Source organism: Mucilaginibacter sp. 320_HR (assembly GCF_059691875.1).
Window position 1 is genome coordinate 22,690 of sequence record NZ_JCAWAI010000003.1, and the last position, 16,805, is coordinate 39,494.

A 16,805-nucleotide genomic window follows, 5' to 3' on the forward strand; every position below is an offset into this window, starting at 1 on the left:
GGCTTTTATATTTTTTGGATCTTCCGGTACTATCACACTTTGATCTCAACTTCAACGCCGCTAGGCAATTCAAGCTTCATCAGCGCGTCTACAGTTTTTGAGTTTGAGCTGTAGATATCCAGAAGCCTTTTGTAAGAGCATAACTGGAATTGCTCACGAGCTTTCTTGTTCACGTGCGGTGAACGCAAAACGGTGAAGATTTTCTTTTCGGTTGGTAGCGGCAGTGGTCCGCTAACTACAGCGCCTGTTGGCTTTACTGTTTTTACGATCTTCTCGGCTGACTTGTCAACCAAGTTGTAGTCGTAAGACTTTAATTTGATCCTGATTCTTTGGCTCATTTTGTTTGTTTTGTGGCTGTTCCTAAGAGCTATTTATTAGGGCAACCGGTTTGTTTATTGTAGAGTTGATTGGCAACTAGTTGCCAATCAACTCATTTTATTATTAAGCGTTAGCTTTTTTACCTCTTACTTTAGCAATAACCTCGTCCTGTACGTTACGTGGTGCTTCAGCATAGTGGTCAAACTCCATGGTAGAAGTTGCACGGCCAGAAGTAATGGTACGTAACTGGGTTACATAACCAAACATTTCTGAAAGTGGCACGGTAGCTTTAATTACCTGCGCACCTGCACGGCTGTCCATACCTAACAATTGACCACGACGACGGTTCATGTCACCTATAACATCGCCCATGTTTTCTTCAGGGGTTAATATTTCAATCTTCATGATTGGCTCAAGCAATACCGGTTTACATTTTGGCAATGCTTCACGGTAAGCCATCTTAGCAGCTAACTCGAAGGATAGCGCATCTGAATCGACCGCGTGGAATGAACCATCGATCAAACGAACTTTTAAGCTGGTTAACGGGAAACCTGCTAACACACCATTCACCATAGAAGCCTGGAAGCCTTTCTCTACAGATGGGATGAATTCGCGAGGGATAGCACCACCGCTAATTTCGTTCACAAACTGTAAGCCTTCTTTACCTTCGTCATTTGGTGACAGTATAACTTGTATATCAGCAAATTTACCACGACCACCGGTTTGTTTCTTGTATGTTTCGCGGTGCTGTACAGTGCCTGTGATAGACTCTTTGTAAGCAACCTGCGGAGCACCCTGGTTAACCTCTACCTTAAACTCACGTTTAAGACGGTCCATGATGATATCTAAGTGAAGCTCACCCATACCGCTAATTACGGTTTGGCCGGTCTCTTCGTCAGAGTTTACACGGAAAGTTGGATCCTCTTCAGCCAATTTACCTAACGCCATACCTAATTTATCAACGTCAGCCTGAGTTTTAGGCTCAATAGCTAAACCGATAACCGGCTCTGGGAAGTTCATTGATTCAAGGATGATTGGGTGTTTCTCATCGCAAAGGGTATCACCAGTCTTGATATCCTTAAATCCCACTACCGCTGCAATATCACCTGCACCTACGTTAGGAATTGGGTTTTGCTTGTTAGCGTGCATCTGGAATATACGGCTGATACGCTCTTTGTTGTCTGACCGCATGTTGTGCACATACGAACCAGCTTCAAGGTTACCAGAGTAAACGCGGATAAAGCACAATCGGCCCACAAACGGATCTGTCGCAATTTTAAATGCCAAAGCAGCAAACGGCTCTTTAACATCCGGTTTACGTAGGATCTCTTCGCCGGTTTCAGGGTTTGTACCTACAATACCTTCAACATCCATAGGTGAAGGAAGTAACTCCATCACATAATCCAGCATGGTTTGTACACCTTTGTTTTTGAAAGATGAACCGCAAACCATTGGAACAATCTTGGCATCTAATACCGCCTTACGTAAAGCATCAAGTACTTCGCGCTCAGTAATAGTATCAGGTGCGTCAAAGAATTTCTCCATCAGGCTTTCGTCGTACTCAGCTACTGATTCTAGAAGTTTTTCTCTCCACTCAGTTGCTTCCTCAATCATGTCCTCAGGAATAGGCACTTCGGTAAAGGTCATACCTTTATCGTGCTCATTCCAAACAATACCTCTCCAGTTGATTAAGTCAACAACACCTTTAAAGTGTTCTTCGGCACCAATTGGCAACTGAAGCGGAACAGCGTTGCTGCCTAACATGCTTTTTACCTGTTTTACAACATTTAAAAAGTCGGCACCGCTACGGTCCATTTTGTTAACGAAACCTATACGGGCAACGTTATAGTTATTTGCAAGCCTCCAGTTGGTTTCTGATTGTGGCTCAACACCATCAACAGCGCTAAACAGGAACACCAGGCCGTCCAATACACGTAAAGAGCGGTTTACCTCTACGGTAAAGTCCACGTGTCCCGGAGTATCAATAATGTTCATGTGGTAGTTCTGGCCACGGTATTTCCAGTTTACAGTAGTAGCAGCTGAGGTAATTGTAATACCACGCTCCTGCTCCTGAGCCATCCAGTCCATCGTAGCTGCACCTTCGTGTACCTCGCCAATTTTGTGGCTTACACCCGCATAGTACAATATACGCTCTGTTGTAGTGGTTTTACCGGCATCAATGTGAGCAGCAATACCTATGTTTCTTGTATATCTTAGATCTCTTGACATTTTTGTTTGATTTGATTTCTTGATTTAAAGGACCACACCTGGCAAGCAATAATAACATGACAAATGTGATCCTATATTAAATCGGTGTAATCCTTTTATTAGAAACGGAAGTGTGAGAACGCTTTGTTGGCTTCAGCCATCTTGTGCGTATCTTCTTTCTTCTTAACAGCAGCACCTTCGCCTTTAGCAGCAGAGATGATCTCGCCTGCAAGTTTCTCCATCATGGTTTTTTCACCACGACGGCGTGCATAGCTGATTAACCATTTCATACCTAAAGCGATCTTGCGCTCGGCGCGAACCTCTGTAGGTACCTGGAAGTTAGCACCACCTACACGGCGGCTCTTTACTTCTACAGATGGCATTACATTGTTGAGAGCCTTTTTCCAGGTATCTAAACCACTTTCGCTGGTTTTTTTCTCAACAATATCAACTGCATTGTAAAATATAGAGTATGCGGTAGATTTCTTACCATCATACATCATGTTATTAACAAACCTTGTAACCATGGTATCGTTAAACCTTGGGTCAGGAAGGATAATTCTCTTTTTTGGTTTTGACTTTCTCATTGCTTTCTATCCTCCTTAATTATTTCTTTTTACCTTTTGTTGGAGCAGCAGCCACTTGTCCTGGTTTAGGGCGTTTGGTACCGTATTTAGAACGGCGCTGGTTACGGCCTGCAACACCTGATGTATCTAATGCACCACGGATAATGTGGTAACGTACACCTGGTAAGTCTTTAACACGACCGCCACGGATAAGTACAATTGAGTGCTCCTGTAAGTTGTGGCCTTCACCAGGGATGTAGGCGTTAACTTCTTTACCATTTGTAAGGCGCACACGTGCAACTTTACGCATTGCTGAGTTTGGCTTTTTAGGGGTAGTGGTGTACACACGGGTGCACACGCCTCTTCGCTGTGGACAGCTGTCCAACGCTGGTGACTTACTCTTGTCAACCATAGCTACTCTACCTTTTCTAACTAATTGCTGAATAGTAGGCATTCTTTCCTTTTATGTTTACTTTTTTTATCCCGGTTTTCGGGACTGCAAAAGTACAAACATTATTTTTGATATTCAAGCAGTTGAGAAAAGTTTTTGCAATAAAGCTGTCTGGTTAAAAAGCTGGTACTTAGCAAGGTTTACTGCGGAGATTACTTAATGTTGTAAAAGGAGCAGAATAGCCACTAAAAACTTGATCAGAAGTATAATATAGCTTATCTTAAATCAAAATAAAAACACCAATGAAAACCGACCTGTACACCAAAGTAATCCTAACCATCATTGCAATCGCACTTACTGTTAAACTGTTTAAAAGCAGCATAACGCCTGCAATGGCCGAAACCAAAAAGTACGCCACTGTGCCTGTAAACGCCGATGGCAGTATTAATGTACGTATAAGTAAAGCTGATGGCCCGATGGAAGTAGAACTAAAGAAAGTAGATAACTGGGCGTTCTACTATACCCCGCCGATTGCCGTAAAAGTAAAAGAATAATTACTTTGAAGTATAATAATTATACTAAAACAAAACATCTGAAGTTTACTGTACAATTAATCGATTTATCAATTGATCAGTTAATAGTTAGTTAAGATTCTGAAAGCAGGTATAGCGCAAGGCCAAGCCTGCTTTTTTTATGATCCAAAACCTTCAAAAACCACACTTTTTCTAAACACAGAACATCTTGTTTAAAATAAGGGCACTAAACGTCTTTAATTAAAACTGCCCATTAAAAAAATGAACCATTATTTGAGCAGCTCCCGGCTGATAACGATCTTTTGTATCTCTGATGTTCCTTCGCCAATTGTACACAGTTTGGCATCGCGGTAAAATTTTTCTACCGGGAAATCTTTTGTGTAACCATAACCGCCGAAGATCTGGACGGCATCATTGGCAACCCGAACAGCCACCTCCGACGCAAAGTACTTGGCCATGGCCGATTGCTTGGTCACCGGCAAATGACGGTTCTTCAGATCGGCGGCCTGCATGATCAGCAACTCGGCTGCTTCTATTTCGGTAGCCATATCGGCAAGCTTAAAAGCAATTCCCTGAAAGTTACTGATTGGCTGACCAAACTGCTGCCTTTCTTTTGAATAAGCAACCGCTGCTTCAAAAGCACCCTTGGCAATACCTAACGACAATGCCGCAATAGATATACGGCCACCATCCAACACCTTCATGGCTTGTTTAAAGCCCTCCCCTTCTACACCTAATAAGTTCACTTTAGGTACCCTGCAATTATCAAAGATCATCTCGGTGGTTTCTGATGCGCGCATGCCCAACTTGTTTTCCTTTTTGCCGGCGGTAAAGCCTGGAGTACCGCGCTCAACCACTAAAGCAGATATACCTTTACTGTCTTCCTTTTCGCCGGTTCGTACCATTACCACAGCAATATCGCCACTTTTACCATGGGTTATCCAGTTTTTGGCACCATTAACAATATAATGGTCTCCGTCTAACACAGCGGTGGTAGCCATGCGCATGGCATCACTCCCGGTATTTGCCTCGGTAAGGCCCCAGGCACCCAGCCACTCGCAAGTAGCCAGTTTAGGCAACCAGCGCTGCTTTTGTTCTTCACTGCCAAAAGCAAGTATATGGCCGGTACAAAGTGAGTTATGTGCCGCCAGAGACAACCCTATCCCGCCGCAAACTTTCGCTATTTCGCTTATAACGGTTACATACTCGGCATAGCCAAAGCCTGAACCACCATATTCTTCCGGTACAAGCACGCCCATCATGCCTTGTTCACCCAGTTGCTTAAATAACTCCAGTGGAAAATGCTGTTCTTCATCCCACTGCAAAACATTAGGTCTGATATGCCTTTCTGCAAAATCACGTGCCATTTGGCCTATCATAGTTTGGTTGTCGCTAATAGAAAAATCGTACCCTGTAGTGCTGTCGGTTAGTAACTGGTCCATTGATGTTTATTATTGGTAACGGTAAAGATAATAAAAATACTATGCATGCATAATAAATTCATCAGAGATTTGTTTTGCCCATCCGTCAACTTTTCAAAGAAAGTGAATGATCAAAATAAATCAGTCAATCTGATTCCTGCTGACATAGGGCTGTCATTACCCTGCAGTTTCTTTGTATCACAAACTCAAAAACGAAAAAGTTATGGCACTTATCGAAATCTTCCTGAAGGAACTAAACGCAGAATCTGAAACTACCCGCAAAATGCTGCAGCGCATTCCGGACGACAAGTACGACTGGCAACCGCACGAAAAAAGCATGAACATACGCAGCCTGGCTACTCACATTGCCGAACTGCCTACTTGGGTAACCATGGCACTAACTACCGAGGGCCTGGACTTTGCAGCCGCGCCTTACAACCCCACCATTATAAATAACACTGCCGAACTGATGGACCTTTTTGAAAGATCACTAGTTGACGGGCGTACGCAGCTTGTAGCGGAGAACGAAGCAAAACTTGAGGAGCCCTGGACGCTGCGTAACGGAAAAGACATACTGGTGCGCAACACCAAGGCAGAAGTTATCCGTATGGCGCTATCGCAGATCATCCACCACCGCGCACAATTAGGCGTTTACCTGCGCCTGCTTAACATACCTATACCGGGGAGCTACGGCCCAAGTGCCGATGAGCAATTCGTCCCGATAGAAGTGGAAGAACTGGTTTAGTTTAAACATAGAACGGACGAGGTTTATATAAGAGGGCACGGATTTCTTCGTGCCCTCTTTTTATTTTCCGGATATCCTAAGATATCTGTAATGCCAGGGACACCATTGCGCCAGTTTAGATGCCAGCGTGGAGGTTTTATCAAACATATATCTTAATTTTAACAAGCAATGTTATAATTGTGCTCCCCTGTCATATACCTTAACCTGTAACAAATGAAAAAATTGATCGGAATAATTGCATTGCTGACCGCTTTACAGGCATGTAAGCACCCCCAAGAAAATGTTAGAGCAGACCAGATTATCATTAATGGTACGGCAGATAAGATGTATAACGGTCAAAGCATCATTTTGCAAAATAATTCCCTTAATCAATCTGATACTGCCAAAATCGTTAACGGTCGGTTTCAGTTCAAAATCCCGTTTAAAGAAGCGACCCTCTACCATTTCAACAGCAATAACAAATCCGGGACGCCACAAACGCCATTTAATATCCTTGTTGCTCATCCCGGACCGATAGCTTTCAAAGCGAACATAGCCAACTTAGCAAGTTCTCAGGTAAGCGGGGCTTACGACAATGATTTGTACACCGCATATGTAAGGTCTGAGTTACACGCCAGGCAATTGGTAGAAGAAACGTTAATCAAAAGGTACGTCCAAAATTATATTAAGCATTTTGAACCCGACGATAAGCTGTATAAAAGCGCTATGGCTTATTATGACCAACTTGCAAGTGCTATCGCTGCAAATACATTTGGCTTCGTGCAAAAGCATGCAAATTCATACGCCGCAATGTACATGTTACAAACAAAAGTGAACGATCTTAACGCTGATACCCTTGACTTGTTGTACAGCCGATTAAGCAACACCTACAAGAAAACCGGTGCAGCAACCATCATCGCCAACAAAATAAGGGCAGAACGGGCTACCGCCATAGGGAAACTTGCACCTGACTTTGAGCAAGCTGATACCGCCGGAAACATGGTTAAGTTGTCTAGTTTTAGAAACAAGTTCGTACTTATTGATTTTTGGGCCAGTTGGTGCGTTCCGTGCCGTGAAGAAAACCCAAACGTGCTTAAAGCCTATACTCAATTTCATGATAAAGGATTTAGGGTAATGGGTGTGTCGCTTGACCGTAAAGAAGATAAAGAAAAATGGCTGGCAGCTATCCATCATGATAAACTACCATGGACACAGGTGTCTGATCTTCAATTCGTGAAAAACGCAGCAGCAATTACTTACGGTGTAACGTCTATCCCTCAAAATTTTTTGATAGCCCCCGATGGAAAAATTATAGCAAAAGGACTCATGGGAGATGAATTATCTAACACATTGAAAAAGCCGCTACCCGTAGCTGGTAATGCAAATCGTTGACTTTATATCTACGAAATGTCTCACTGCTTTGCTTTTACAACGCAACAACTTTCCAGTGATTTAATTTACCGTTAGCTTAACAATGGTATCTACCGGATCCATTACCACACCGCTAGTGTAAATAAATAAACCCTCGGGTTGCTGTTTAAACTTAACCGCAGCGCCGCCAAGCAATACGGCTTTAGTTACCTTGCTTTTTAGCTCGGGTATAAAAATATACGGCTCACCTGGCGCATTGGTTATGTGCGCGTATAAAGCTTTACCATTACTGGTTAAGGTTCCCCATGGCTGTGCGGGCACTATAGCGCCACGCGTGTTGTAAATACTTTCGCCATTCTTTTTAACCCATGCACCAACCAGGTTAAGTGTATCGGTAAATTCGGGCTGTATCTTGCCGTTTGGCATCGGGCCAATGTTCAGCAGAAAATTGGCGTTATGCCCGGCTGCATTCACCAGGTATTGGATAATCTGCTTGCTCGATTTAAATGTCCGGTCGGTTATCTTAAAACCCCAGCTGTTGTTAATGGTCTCGCAAGTTTCCAGCGGCAGCTTACCAATGGTTGATTCGCCGCTGAAGCCAGTATGGTTTTGGCCGGGCAGATCCTTCTCAAACATCTGGAAGTCCTCCCCCTCTTTTGGTGCGAGGTGATGGTTATTACCCACCAATATCGCCGGGTTTAGCTTGTGTATTAACCCGTAAATCTCGTCGTAATGCCAGTTGGCGTTTGGGCGCTCCCAGTTACCATCGAACCAGATGCCTTTTACGCCCGGGTATTTGGTGATCAACTCGGTAAGCTGGTCTTTCATGAACTTTATGTAGCTGTCCCAATCGCCTTTTACAGGTTTACCGTCAACTATCTGGCTGCCATAAGCATAATCTGCCCGGCCCCAATCTAAAAGCGAGTAGTAAAAGTGCAATTCAATACCTTCTTTCTGACATTCCTTCGCCAACTCCATCAGTGGGTCTTTGTGGTAAGGCGTCGCATCTACTATATTATAGGAAGATTTTTTGGTAGCGAACATGCTGAACCCATCATGATGACGGGAAGTGATGGTGATATACTTCATGCCGGCGTTCTTGGCAAATGCCACCCAGGCTTTCGCATCAAAGTCCTGCGGGTTAAAAAAATCGGCCAGGCGCTTGTAGCTATCATATGGTATGTGTTTTTCATTCATTACCCACTCGCCATCGCCCAGTATGCTGTAAATACCCCAGTGAATAAACAGGCCAAACTTAAGGTCCTGGAACTTCTTTCTGGCTTCCAGGTTCTCGGGTGCGGGTGTGTAGGTAGATTGCTGTGCAACGGCGCTGAGCGAGCAGACCAGCAGGAGCATGCAGGCAAGTTTTTTCATATAATTGGTGGTTAGATTTACAGTGGGAAATTTAGGTAATTTATATTAACCGTAATATGCACAGCTAATTAATTTATATTGGGTTAATATACCTATTACTAAATTGCCGGCCGTAAACACAACTACTAATATCCATGTCTGATACCCGCAGAGAGTTCTTAAAAAAAGCGGCAATGCTAAGCGGCGCCGCAGGCCTTAGCAGCCTTTTGCCACCATCTATACAAAAGGCTTTGGCCATTAACCCGGCTAAAGGCAGCACCTGGCAGGATGCAGAACATGTAGTGATACTAATGCAGGAGAACCGCTCGTTCGACCATTGCTTTGGCACCCTTAAGGGTGTACGCGGGTACAATGACCCGCGCGCGATAAACCTGCCGAATGGCAACCCGGTATGGCTGCAAACTGATCATAAAGGCGACACTTACGCGCCATTTCATTTAGATATCAAGAACACAAAGGCAACATGGATGAGTTCGTTACCGCACAGCTGGACAAACCAGGTAGATGCACGTAACGATGGCAAGTTTGACAGATGGTTACTGGAAAAACAATCGGGCAGTAAAGCTTATAAGGACATGCCGCTTACCCTTGGCTACCATACCCGGCAGGACCTCCCCTTTAACTACGCATTGGCCGATGCGTTTACCGTTTGCGACCAGCACTTTTGCTCGTCGCTCACCGGTACTACGCCAAACCGTTTGTTCCTGTGGAGCGGAACCATTCGCAAGGACCAGAATGAGGACTCGCAGGCAAATGTGTGGAACGAGGATGCTGACTTTGAAACCCTGAACTGGACCACTTTCCCTGAGCGGCTGGAAGAAGCAGGCATTTCCTGGAAATGCTACCAGAATGAGCTGTATGTAAACGTGGGTTTTGAGGGTGAACAAGAGTCCTGGCTATCGAATTTTGGGGATAATCCGCTGGAATATTTTGAGCAGTATCATGTAAAACTCCATAGCAAGCACTTAGAATACCTTAAAAAGAAACACGCGCTGTTGCCTGCGCAGATTGCCGAAGCCGAAAAGAAGCTTGCTGCGCTACCACCCGGAGATGCGCACATAGACCACCTGCAACTACAGCTAAAACAAATGCGCAAGGATATGGAGGACATCAAAAAAGATATCCATTTAACCGAGGCAGGCACCTTTGATAAGCTGACAGACCGCGAGAAGAACATCCACAAAAAAGCATTTGACACCAACAGTAAAGACGCCAGTTACCACGAGCTAACCACACTTAAATATACCGACAATGGTATTGCGCGTGAGGTACAGGTACCCAAAGGCGATGTACTGTATCAGTTTAGGGAGGATGTTAAAACAGGCAAGCTACCTTCAGTATCATGGATAACAGCGCCCGAAAATTTCTCTGACCACCCCAGCGCGCCATGGTATGGCGCATGGTATGTATCGGAAGTTATGGACATCCTGACGCACAACCCCGAAGTTTGGAAGAAGACCATCTTCATTCTTACCTACGACGAGAACGATGGCTACTTTGACCATGTGCCCCCGTTTGTGGCCCCACATTCGCACAAGCCCGGCACCGGAAAGGTATCAGCTGGCATAGATACCCGGGCAGAGTTTGTTACTATGGACCAGGAAAAGAAACGCAAAGAGTGGGATGCCAAATACTATCGCGAAAACGCTATTGGCCTGGGCTACCGGGTACCGATGATCATCGCATCGCCATGGAGCCGCGGCGGATGGGTGAATTCGGAAGTTTTCGACCATACATCCAGCCTGCAGTTCATGGAGAAGTTCATCAAGCTTAAAACTGGTAAAAACGTTAAAGAAAGCAACATCAGCAACTGGCGCCGGACGGTTTGTGGTGATTTAACTTCAGCCTTTAGACAGTATAACGGCGAACAAATACCTACTCCAGTATTTTTAGATATGGATGCTTATGTAGAAGGTATTCACAAAGCCAAGTTCAAGAGCCTGCCTACCTTCAAAAAACTCACCGACGCTGATGTTAAAACAATAAAACACAATCCGCGTACTTCGCCCATTATGGCACAGCAGGAGAAGGGTATTAAGCACGCCTGCGCTTTGCCGTACGAGCTATACGTTGACGGCGGCTTTAATAAAGCTAAAAACGCGGTAGAACTTACTTTTAAGACCGGCGACAAGCTTTTTGGGACCCAGGCTGCAGGCGGGGCGTTTAATGTTTACGCGCCAGGCAAATATGCAAGCTTGCACACGCCGGGCACTATGGAAGATGTACGCACATGGAGCTACGCGGTAACTCCGGGAGATACTATTACAGATGAATGGCCATTGGCTGATTTTGAGAACGGCAAATATCATTTGCGTGTTTATGGACCAAATGGTTTTTACCGGGTGTTTAAAGGTGATGCAAAAGATCCGCAGATAAACGTTGACTTTGCCTATCAAATGTTGAATAATGCAGCAAACGGCAACGTTGAGCTTACATTTAGCATACCCGGCAATCATGCGCCACTGACGGTAGAGGTTACTGACAACGCCTACAAAACTGCGGCAAAGCAGATGACCATTCATTACGAAAGCTTTGCACCGCAGATAATGAAGATCGACCTGGCTAAAAGCTTTGGTTGGTATGACTTCAGTGTTAAAGTTAAAGCTTACCCGGATTTCGAAGCACGCTACGCCGGGCGGGTAGAAACAGGCAAGCCAAGCTTTAGCGACCCATTAATGGGCAGAGTGGTATAATATAAAAGCGCCCTGAAGTTAAGGGCGCTTTTATATTATATCAGGTTTTATTGACCGGCTAACGTCGGGTTGTTTATAATACCTGCGAAGATAATTAATCCGGTTTTCATCTCCCTTATTGCAAACATAAAAGGACGATCCAGCACCAGGTCTGGTGATGGTGCCGGAGATGTGACCCCAACAGATACAGAAGTTGCAGCAGCAGCTTCAGTGCCTTCCTCGTTAACTTCTACAAATGCTTTGTGCATTACTTCAGTTATTTTAAGGCCTCCGGTCCCGTTAATGCCAGACAGGTCGGCTAAATTACTAAATGGCAGGCTCATGCCTAATGACGACAAAGGCTGCTTTAGTGTCTTGCCATAGCTGAACTTAAATTTAGGCATGATAACGCGCCCTTTAAGTTGGTATAAGCCGCTCATCCAGGATTGCCATTTATCGGCGGTAAGGCCGCTAAGCACCTGCTTCACCGTTTTGTTTGCCCCGGGAAGCACGATAACCATACTGTATTTATCATGCACGTAAGGGATTTCGGCAATCCGGGTACTGTCAGCGGGGATAAAGTTTGTTTTATATTCAAGACCTTCTTTAGACATCAGGTCCGCCTGCACTGTACCACCGCCTTGTAAGTAAAAAGGCTTTTTAGCAGTATTTGCAGCATCAAACTTCGCCTTCCAGGTACTTTTAAAGTAAATGGCGTTTATTAAATACATTTGCACGTCCGACGGTATAGCATTAACTATAGTAGGAATTTTACCATTTGTTTTACCGCTCACCCAATCGTTAATAGTGTTTTTTGCTGATGCACTTCCAAAGTCAAGCGCCTGTACCTGTGCCTGGTATTTTGAGGTGTTTACAGATAGAAAATCGGGCAGCACATTAAAACCCTGGCGGTACCATATGGAATTTGCTACGTTAAGCTTTGTGTTTGGGTCTAGTTGCGGCAGATCGGTCACCAGCTTGTTGTAGTAGTTATTAACGTCGTCCTGTGTAAAGCCGGTAAACTCCATTACCTTGTTTATCGAGTCGAGCGTAGCGCCTTTTGCTCCGTTTGCCGTCATCGCCATAGCAAAGCTTACGCTTAACGGCGACATGAATACGTTGTGATCGGAACTGTCTGCTAACCCTATACCTTTGAACAACTTCAGCGTGAACTTATTGTCAGCAGCAACTTTTTGCTGTTCGGTGGCAGTCAACACAAGGTCCTTACCAGTGCCGGGGTCGGGGTCGCTTTTGTTGCAGGAAAACAGCCCTATCGCCAACAGGCCGGACAGCAGAGATTTACATATGTGCTTCATTGTAATAAGTTTTAGTTAGTGTTTTGTTTAGTTTACAAATACATTACGCAGGTGTAAAAGCCAGTGATACAGCAGCTACAAAAAAGAGATTAGGCTGGCCTTGCACTTCGGTGTTTTATGTTTAAATTTATCTGCCAGCAACAAACCCCGGTTGTAAGCTCCCAATTAGAAAACCTTTAATAAATGAAAAAGCTTATTGCATGCATGCTTATGCTTTGCCCTTTTGCTATGATGGCGCAAACCGGCAAAGTGTACGACAACCTAACCGTAAACAGTAAAATACTAAAGAGCGAACGCAAGTACGCTATTTACCTTCCGCCTGATTATGAGAGCAGCGGCCGCTCCTATCCTATACTGTACCTGCTGCATGGTGCCGGCGACGATCAAACCGGCTGGGTACAGTTTGGCGAGGTGCTGAACATTACCGACAAGGCCATACGCGAAGGTACCGCTACACCCATGATAATTGTAATGCCCGACGCTAATACAGGCCGCCGCGGCTATTTTAATGACATAAAAGGCGATTGGAACTACGAGGATTTCTTCTTTAATGAACTGGTACCCTTTGTAGAGAAAAAGTACAGGGTTAAAAGCGACAAGCGCTTCCGTGCCATAGCTGGCCTAAGCATGGGCGGCGGCGGTAGCTTTATTTACGCGCTGCACCACCCGGAGATGTTTTCATCGGCTTGTCCGCTAAGTGCTGCTACCGGGTATTTGAATTTAGACGCAGCTAAGGCTGCTTTAACCAAGGCTACACCGGGCCTGGCAGATAGTACCATAAGCAACTATTACAATAAGTACAGCGTATTACCATTAATGGAAGCCATGCCCGACGCACAGAAGAAAGCAGTGCGCTGGTTTATGGATGTAGGCGACGATGATTTCTTATTTGAAGGGAACGGCCTTGTACATAACCTAATGCGTAAGAAAGATATTCCGCATGAGTACCGCGTACGCGACGGTGCCCACAACTGGACCTACTGGCGCGCCTCGTTGCCTGTAGTGCTGGAGTTTGTGTCGCAATCGTTCCATCAATATTAAACAGCTAAACGCTATATTGCTGAACCATTAAACATCAATCATAATACATATGCAACGCAGACAATTTATAACCAATGCTGCTTTAACAGCAGGTGCGCTGGCTTTTCTAAGCAATAAAGGTTTCGCCGGTTTACTGGCTCAAACAGGTTTTCAGGTAACGCCGCTTCGTAACAACGTAGGCATCTTTACCGAAAAAGGCGGCACCATCGCCTGGCTGGTAAATAAAGAGGGCATTGTGGTTGTAGATGCGCAGTTCCCGGACACCGCCCCGCACCTGATTGCCGAAATGCAAAAGAAAAGCGATAAACCTTTTCAGTGGCTTATTAATACTCATCACCATGGCGACCATACCAGCGGTAACATCGCGTTTAAAGGCTTAGTGAAGAAGGTGGCCGCTCATGCCAACTCGCTTACCAATCAAAAGAATGCTGCTGCCAAAGGCGGCAATGATGACAAACAACTTTACCCCGACACTACCTTTACCGATAAGTGGAAGATAAAACACGGCGACGAAAGCATCGCCGCTCATTATTTCGGCGCCGGCCACACCAACGGTGACAGTATGATCCATTTTGAGCACGCCAATATTGTACATACCGGCGACCTTGTATTCAACCGTATGTACCCGTATATAGACCGCAGTGCCGGTGCATCATGCAAGCATTGGCCATTGGCGCTGGAGTCTGCATTAAAAACTTTTGACAGTAAAACTCAATATGTTTTCGGTCACGCGTTCGACCCCGTTAAAGTTACCGGCACAGCAGAAGACCTTAAATTAATGCAGGACTTCCTCGTGAAACTGGTAGCCTACGTAGAAAGCAGCATAAAAGCAGGCAAAACCAAAGAGGAAATACTTGCCAGCAAGGCTATCCCGGGTGTTACTGAATTCCAGGGCAGCGGCATAGAACGCGGACTAACCGCAGCGTATGAGGAGTTGACGGCGTAAACAACATTTTGTCGTGGCAATACATCATTAATAAAGCTTACTTTTAGGTCAAGCTTTATTAATGATGAACGCTGCCGAAACCTTACTATGGGCCAAAATTGAAGCCTTTAAACTCGACGACCCTGAAGCTGGCTTTAAATTTTCGACACGGCTTGCCCGCGAGAACGGTTGGAGCCTTAGTTACACCAACCGCGTTATAGCCGAGTACAAAAAGTTTATTTTTCTGTGCTGTGTTAGCGGTAGTGGCATAACTCCATCTGACCCTGTAGATCAGGCGTGGCACCTGCACCTGACCTATACCCGATCTTACTGGATTGACCTTTGCCAAGATACTATCGGTCAAAACATTCACCATAATCCTACAAAAGGTGGCGGTGACGAGGCAAAAAAGTTCAACAAGTACTATACTTTATTAAAGGATATTTACCGGGAACAGTTTGGTATATACCCACCGGAAGATATCTGGCACAATAACCAACGCCGCTTTACCGAGATCAACTTTCAGCGGGTGAATATGGACAGGTATTGGCTAGTTAAAAAGCCCCGGTTCACTATCTACTCCGCTGTTGCTGTAATGCTGTTGGTTATTTTAGCTGTATTTGTACAGGCAACCGATAGTTTATTCGCCATCCTGTTTATGCTGGGTGTCGTAAGCTTTGTGACTGTCGCAGTTTACCGGCATGAGTCTGATCCGAATCGCAGCAATAAAGGCGACAATCGGGATAACAGCGGTTCGGGAGGTTGCAGCGGAGATTCTTCCTGGGATCATAACAGCCATCATGGTGGGCACCATTCCGATGGGGATAGCGGAGACAGCGGCTGTGGCAGCGGTTGCTCCGGGTGCTCTTCAGGTTGCAGCGGATGCGGGGGCGGAGGAGATTAAGCGGAGCATCCGTTAATAATTGTTAATTATCCTGCATATCCTTTCAGCTTTAGCATGGGTTTGCTATTTTCGCAGGATAATAGGTTGATTTAGACTGGTTGCGTATAAATCCGTTATCAGTTGTGCATCTTATATCTGGAAAGAATGGAAGAATTCGAAACAAGCGCGTCGGCAAAAAAAACCAAAACCATATATATTTCAACGGTTTTTGGTATAGCCATGGTATTACTGATGATAGGTTTACTGGGGCTGATATTGGTGCATGCCAATAACCTTTCGCGCTACGTAAAAGAGAACATCGTATTAAACATTTTCATGGATGACGCTGCCCACGAAGCGGATGTGCTCCAACTGCAAAAACAGCTGGATGGCAACGTTATGGTGAAACAAACCCAGTACGTAAGCAAAGAACTTGCTGCACGTAACCTACAGAAAGACCTGGGCGAGGATTTCGTAAAGTTCCTGGGTTACAATCCGCTATCCCAGTCTCTGGATGTTTACCTGAAGGCAGACTACGCCAACAACTCGGGTATTGACAAATTTAAAGCGGATCTATTGAAGAACCCGCTGGTGAAAGAAGTTAAGTACCAGCAGTCACTTGTGGACCAAATGAACCAGAACCTTACCTCTATCAGTTTGGTGATACTGGCCTTCGCGGGTATATTCGTGGTGCTTTCTGTTGCCCTTATTAATAATACCATCAGGCTGGCTATCTACTCACAGCGGTTTCTAATCAAATCGATGCAGCTGGTAGGCGCAACAAAGGGCTTTATACGCAAACCTTTCCTGCTTTATGGTATATGGCATGGTTTGCTTGGTGGCTTAATTGCTATCCTGATCCTGATACTGACCTTGTATTTAGCTTACAAACAAGTTCCTGACCTGGTTATCCTGCAAAACTATACCGAGTTTGGTATTGTGTTTTTAGGTGTGATCGGCCTTGGCATCTTAATGTCCGCCGTTAGTACCTACCTGGCAGTTAACAAATTCTTACGTCTAAAAATATACGATCTGTACAGATAATCAACAGGTCCTTTACGT

General features: G+C 44.9%; 15 protein-coding genes. 8 read left to right on the top strand and 7 right to left on the bottom strand.

Going from position 1 to position 16,805, the window contains the following annotated elements; translation table 11 throughout:
• Positions 1-32: 32 nt before the first annotated feature.
• From rpsJ to rpsL, 4 genes are all read right to left on the bottom strand, one after another.
• Positions 33-338, bottom strand: coding sequence for a 30S ribosomal protein S10 (gene rpsJ / locus AC59GT_RS10705; protein ID WP_022830652.1), 306 nt, complete (start codon positions 336-338; stop codon positions 33-35).
• 103 nt (positions 339-441) lie between these two features.
• Entirely contained in the window at positions 442-2,547 is a 2,106-nt protein-coding gene (gene fusA / locus AC59GT_RS10710) for an elongation factor G (protein ID WP_497237626.1), read from the bottom strand.
• 98 nt (positions 2,548-2,645) lie between these two features.
• Positions 2,646-3,113, bottom strand: coding sequence for a 30S ribosomal protein S7 (gene rpsG, locus AC59GT_RS10715; protein ID WP_117383871.1), 468 nt, complete (start codon positions 3,111-3,113; stop codon positions 2,646-2,648).
• 19 nt (positions 3,114-3,132) lie between these two features.
• The gene (rpsL, locus tag AC59GT_RS10720; protein ID WP_117383870.1) at positions 3,133-3,546 is read right to left on the bottom strand and encodes a 30S ribosomal protein S12; all 414 of its coding nucleotides are present in this window, start codon (positions 3,544-3,546) and stop codon (positions 3,133-3,135) included.
• 239 nt (positions 3,547-3,785) lie between these two features.
• Here rpsL and AC59GT_RS10725 point away from each other — a divergent pair, with 239 nt between their 5' ends.
• A complete protein-coding gene (locus AC59GT_RS10725; RefSeq protein ID WP_497237627.1) occupies positions 3,786-4,037 on the top strand; it encodes a hypothetical protein in 252 nt (83 codons plus the stop codon).
• Between the two features lie 248 nt (positions 4,038-4,285).
• Here AC59GT_RS10725 and AC59GT_RS10730 read toward each other — a convergent pair whose 3' ends face one another.
• Positions 4,286-5,458, bottom strand: coding sequence for an acyl-CoA dehydrogenase (locus AC59GT_RS10730; protein ID WP_497237628.1), 1,173 nt, complete (start codon positions 5,456-5,458; stop codon positions 4,286-4,288).
• Positions 5,459-5,660: 202 nt separating this feature from the next.
• On the opposite strand from AC59GT_RS10730, the gene AC59GT_RS10735 reads away from it, so the two are divergent.
• Complete coding sequence (locus AC59GT_RS10735; protein WP_497237629.1) at positions 5,661-6,182, top strand: DinB family protein; 522 nt, start codon at positions 5,661-5,663, stop codon at positions 6,180-6,182.
• Positions 6,183-6,395: 213 nt separating this feature from the next.
• Positions 6,396-7,553, top strand: coding sequence for a redoxin domain-containing protein (locus AC59GT_RS10740; RefSeq protein ID WP_497237630.1), 1,158 nt, complete (start codon positions 6,396-6,398; stop codon positions 7,551-7,553).
• Between the two features lie 60 nt (positions 7,554-7,613).
• On the opposite strand, the gene AC59GT_RS10745 is transcribed toward AC59GT_RS10740, so the two are convergent.
• Positions 7,614-8,906, bottom strand: coding sequence for an alpha-L-fucosidase (locus AC59GT_RS10745; RefSeq protein ID WP_497237631.1), 1,293 nt, complete (start codon positions 8,904-8,906; stop codon positions 7,614-7,616).
• A gap of 134 nt (positions 8,907-9,040) precedes the next feature.
• On the opposite strand from AC59GT_RS10745, the gene AC59GT_RS10750 reads away from it, so the two are divergent.
• Entirely contained in the window at positions 9,041-11,599 is a 2,559-nt protein-coding gene (locus AC59GT_RS10750; protein ID WP_497237632.1) for a phosphocholine-specific phospholipase C, read from the top strand.
• Between the two features lie 47 nt (positions 11,600-11,646).
• Here the strand turns inward: AC59GT_RS10750 and AC59GT_RS10755 are convergent, their stop codons facing one another.
• Positions 11,647-12,894 carry a serpin family protein gene (locus AC59GT_RS10755; protein WP_497237633.1) on the bottom strand — a complete coding sequence of 416 codons (1,248 nt, stop codon included), beginning with the start codon at positions 12,892-12,894 and terminating at the stop codon, positions 11,647-11,649.
• A gap of 183 nt (positions 12,895-13,077) precedes the next feature.
• Here AC59GT_RS10755 and AC59GT_RS10760 point away from each other — a divergent pair, with 183 nt between their 5' ends.
• From AC59GT_RS10760 to AC59GT_RS10775, 4 genes are all read left to right on the top strand, one after another.
• Entirely contained in the window at positions 13,078-13,935 is an 858-nt protein-coding gene (locus tag AC59GT_RS10760; RefSeq protein WP_497237634.1) for an alpha/beta hydrolase, read from the top strand.
• A 49-nt stretch (positions 13,936-13,984) separates the two neighbouring features.
• Positions 13,985-14,881 (top strand): MBL fold metallo-hydrolase, encoded by an 897-nt coding sequence (locus tag AC59GT_RS10765; protein ID WP_497237635.1) that lies wholly within the window; start codon positions 13,985-13,987, stop codon positions 14,879-14,881.
• Positions 14,882-14,942: 61 nt separating this feature from the next.
• Positions 14,943-15,764 (top strand): glycine-rich domain-containing protein, encoded by an 822-nt coding sequence (locus tag AC59GT_RS10770; protein WP_497237636.1) that lies wholly within the window; start codon positions 14,943-14,945, stop codon positions 15,762-15,764.
• A gap of 144 nt (positions 15,765-15,908) precedes the next feature.
• Positions 15,909-16,787 carry a cell division protein FtsX gene (locus AC59GT_RS10775; protein WP_117383860.1) on the top strand — a complete coding sequence of 293 codons (879 nt, stop codon included), beginning with the start codon at positions 15,909-15,911 and terminating at the stop codon, positions 16,785-16,787.
• Positions 16,788-16,805 lie beyond the last annotated feature (18 nt).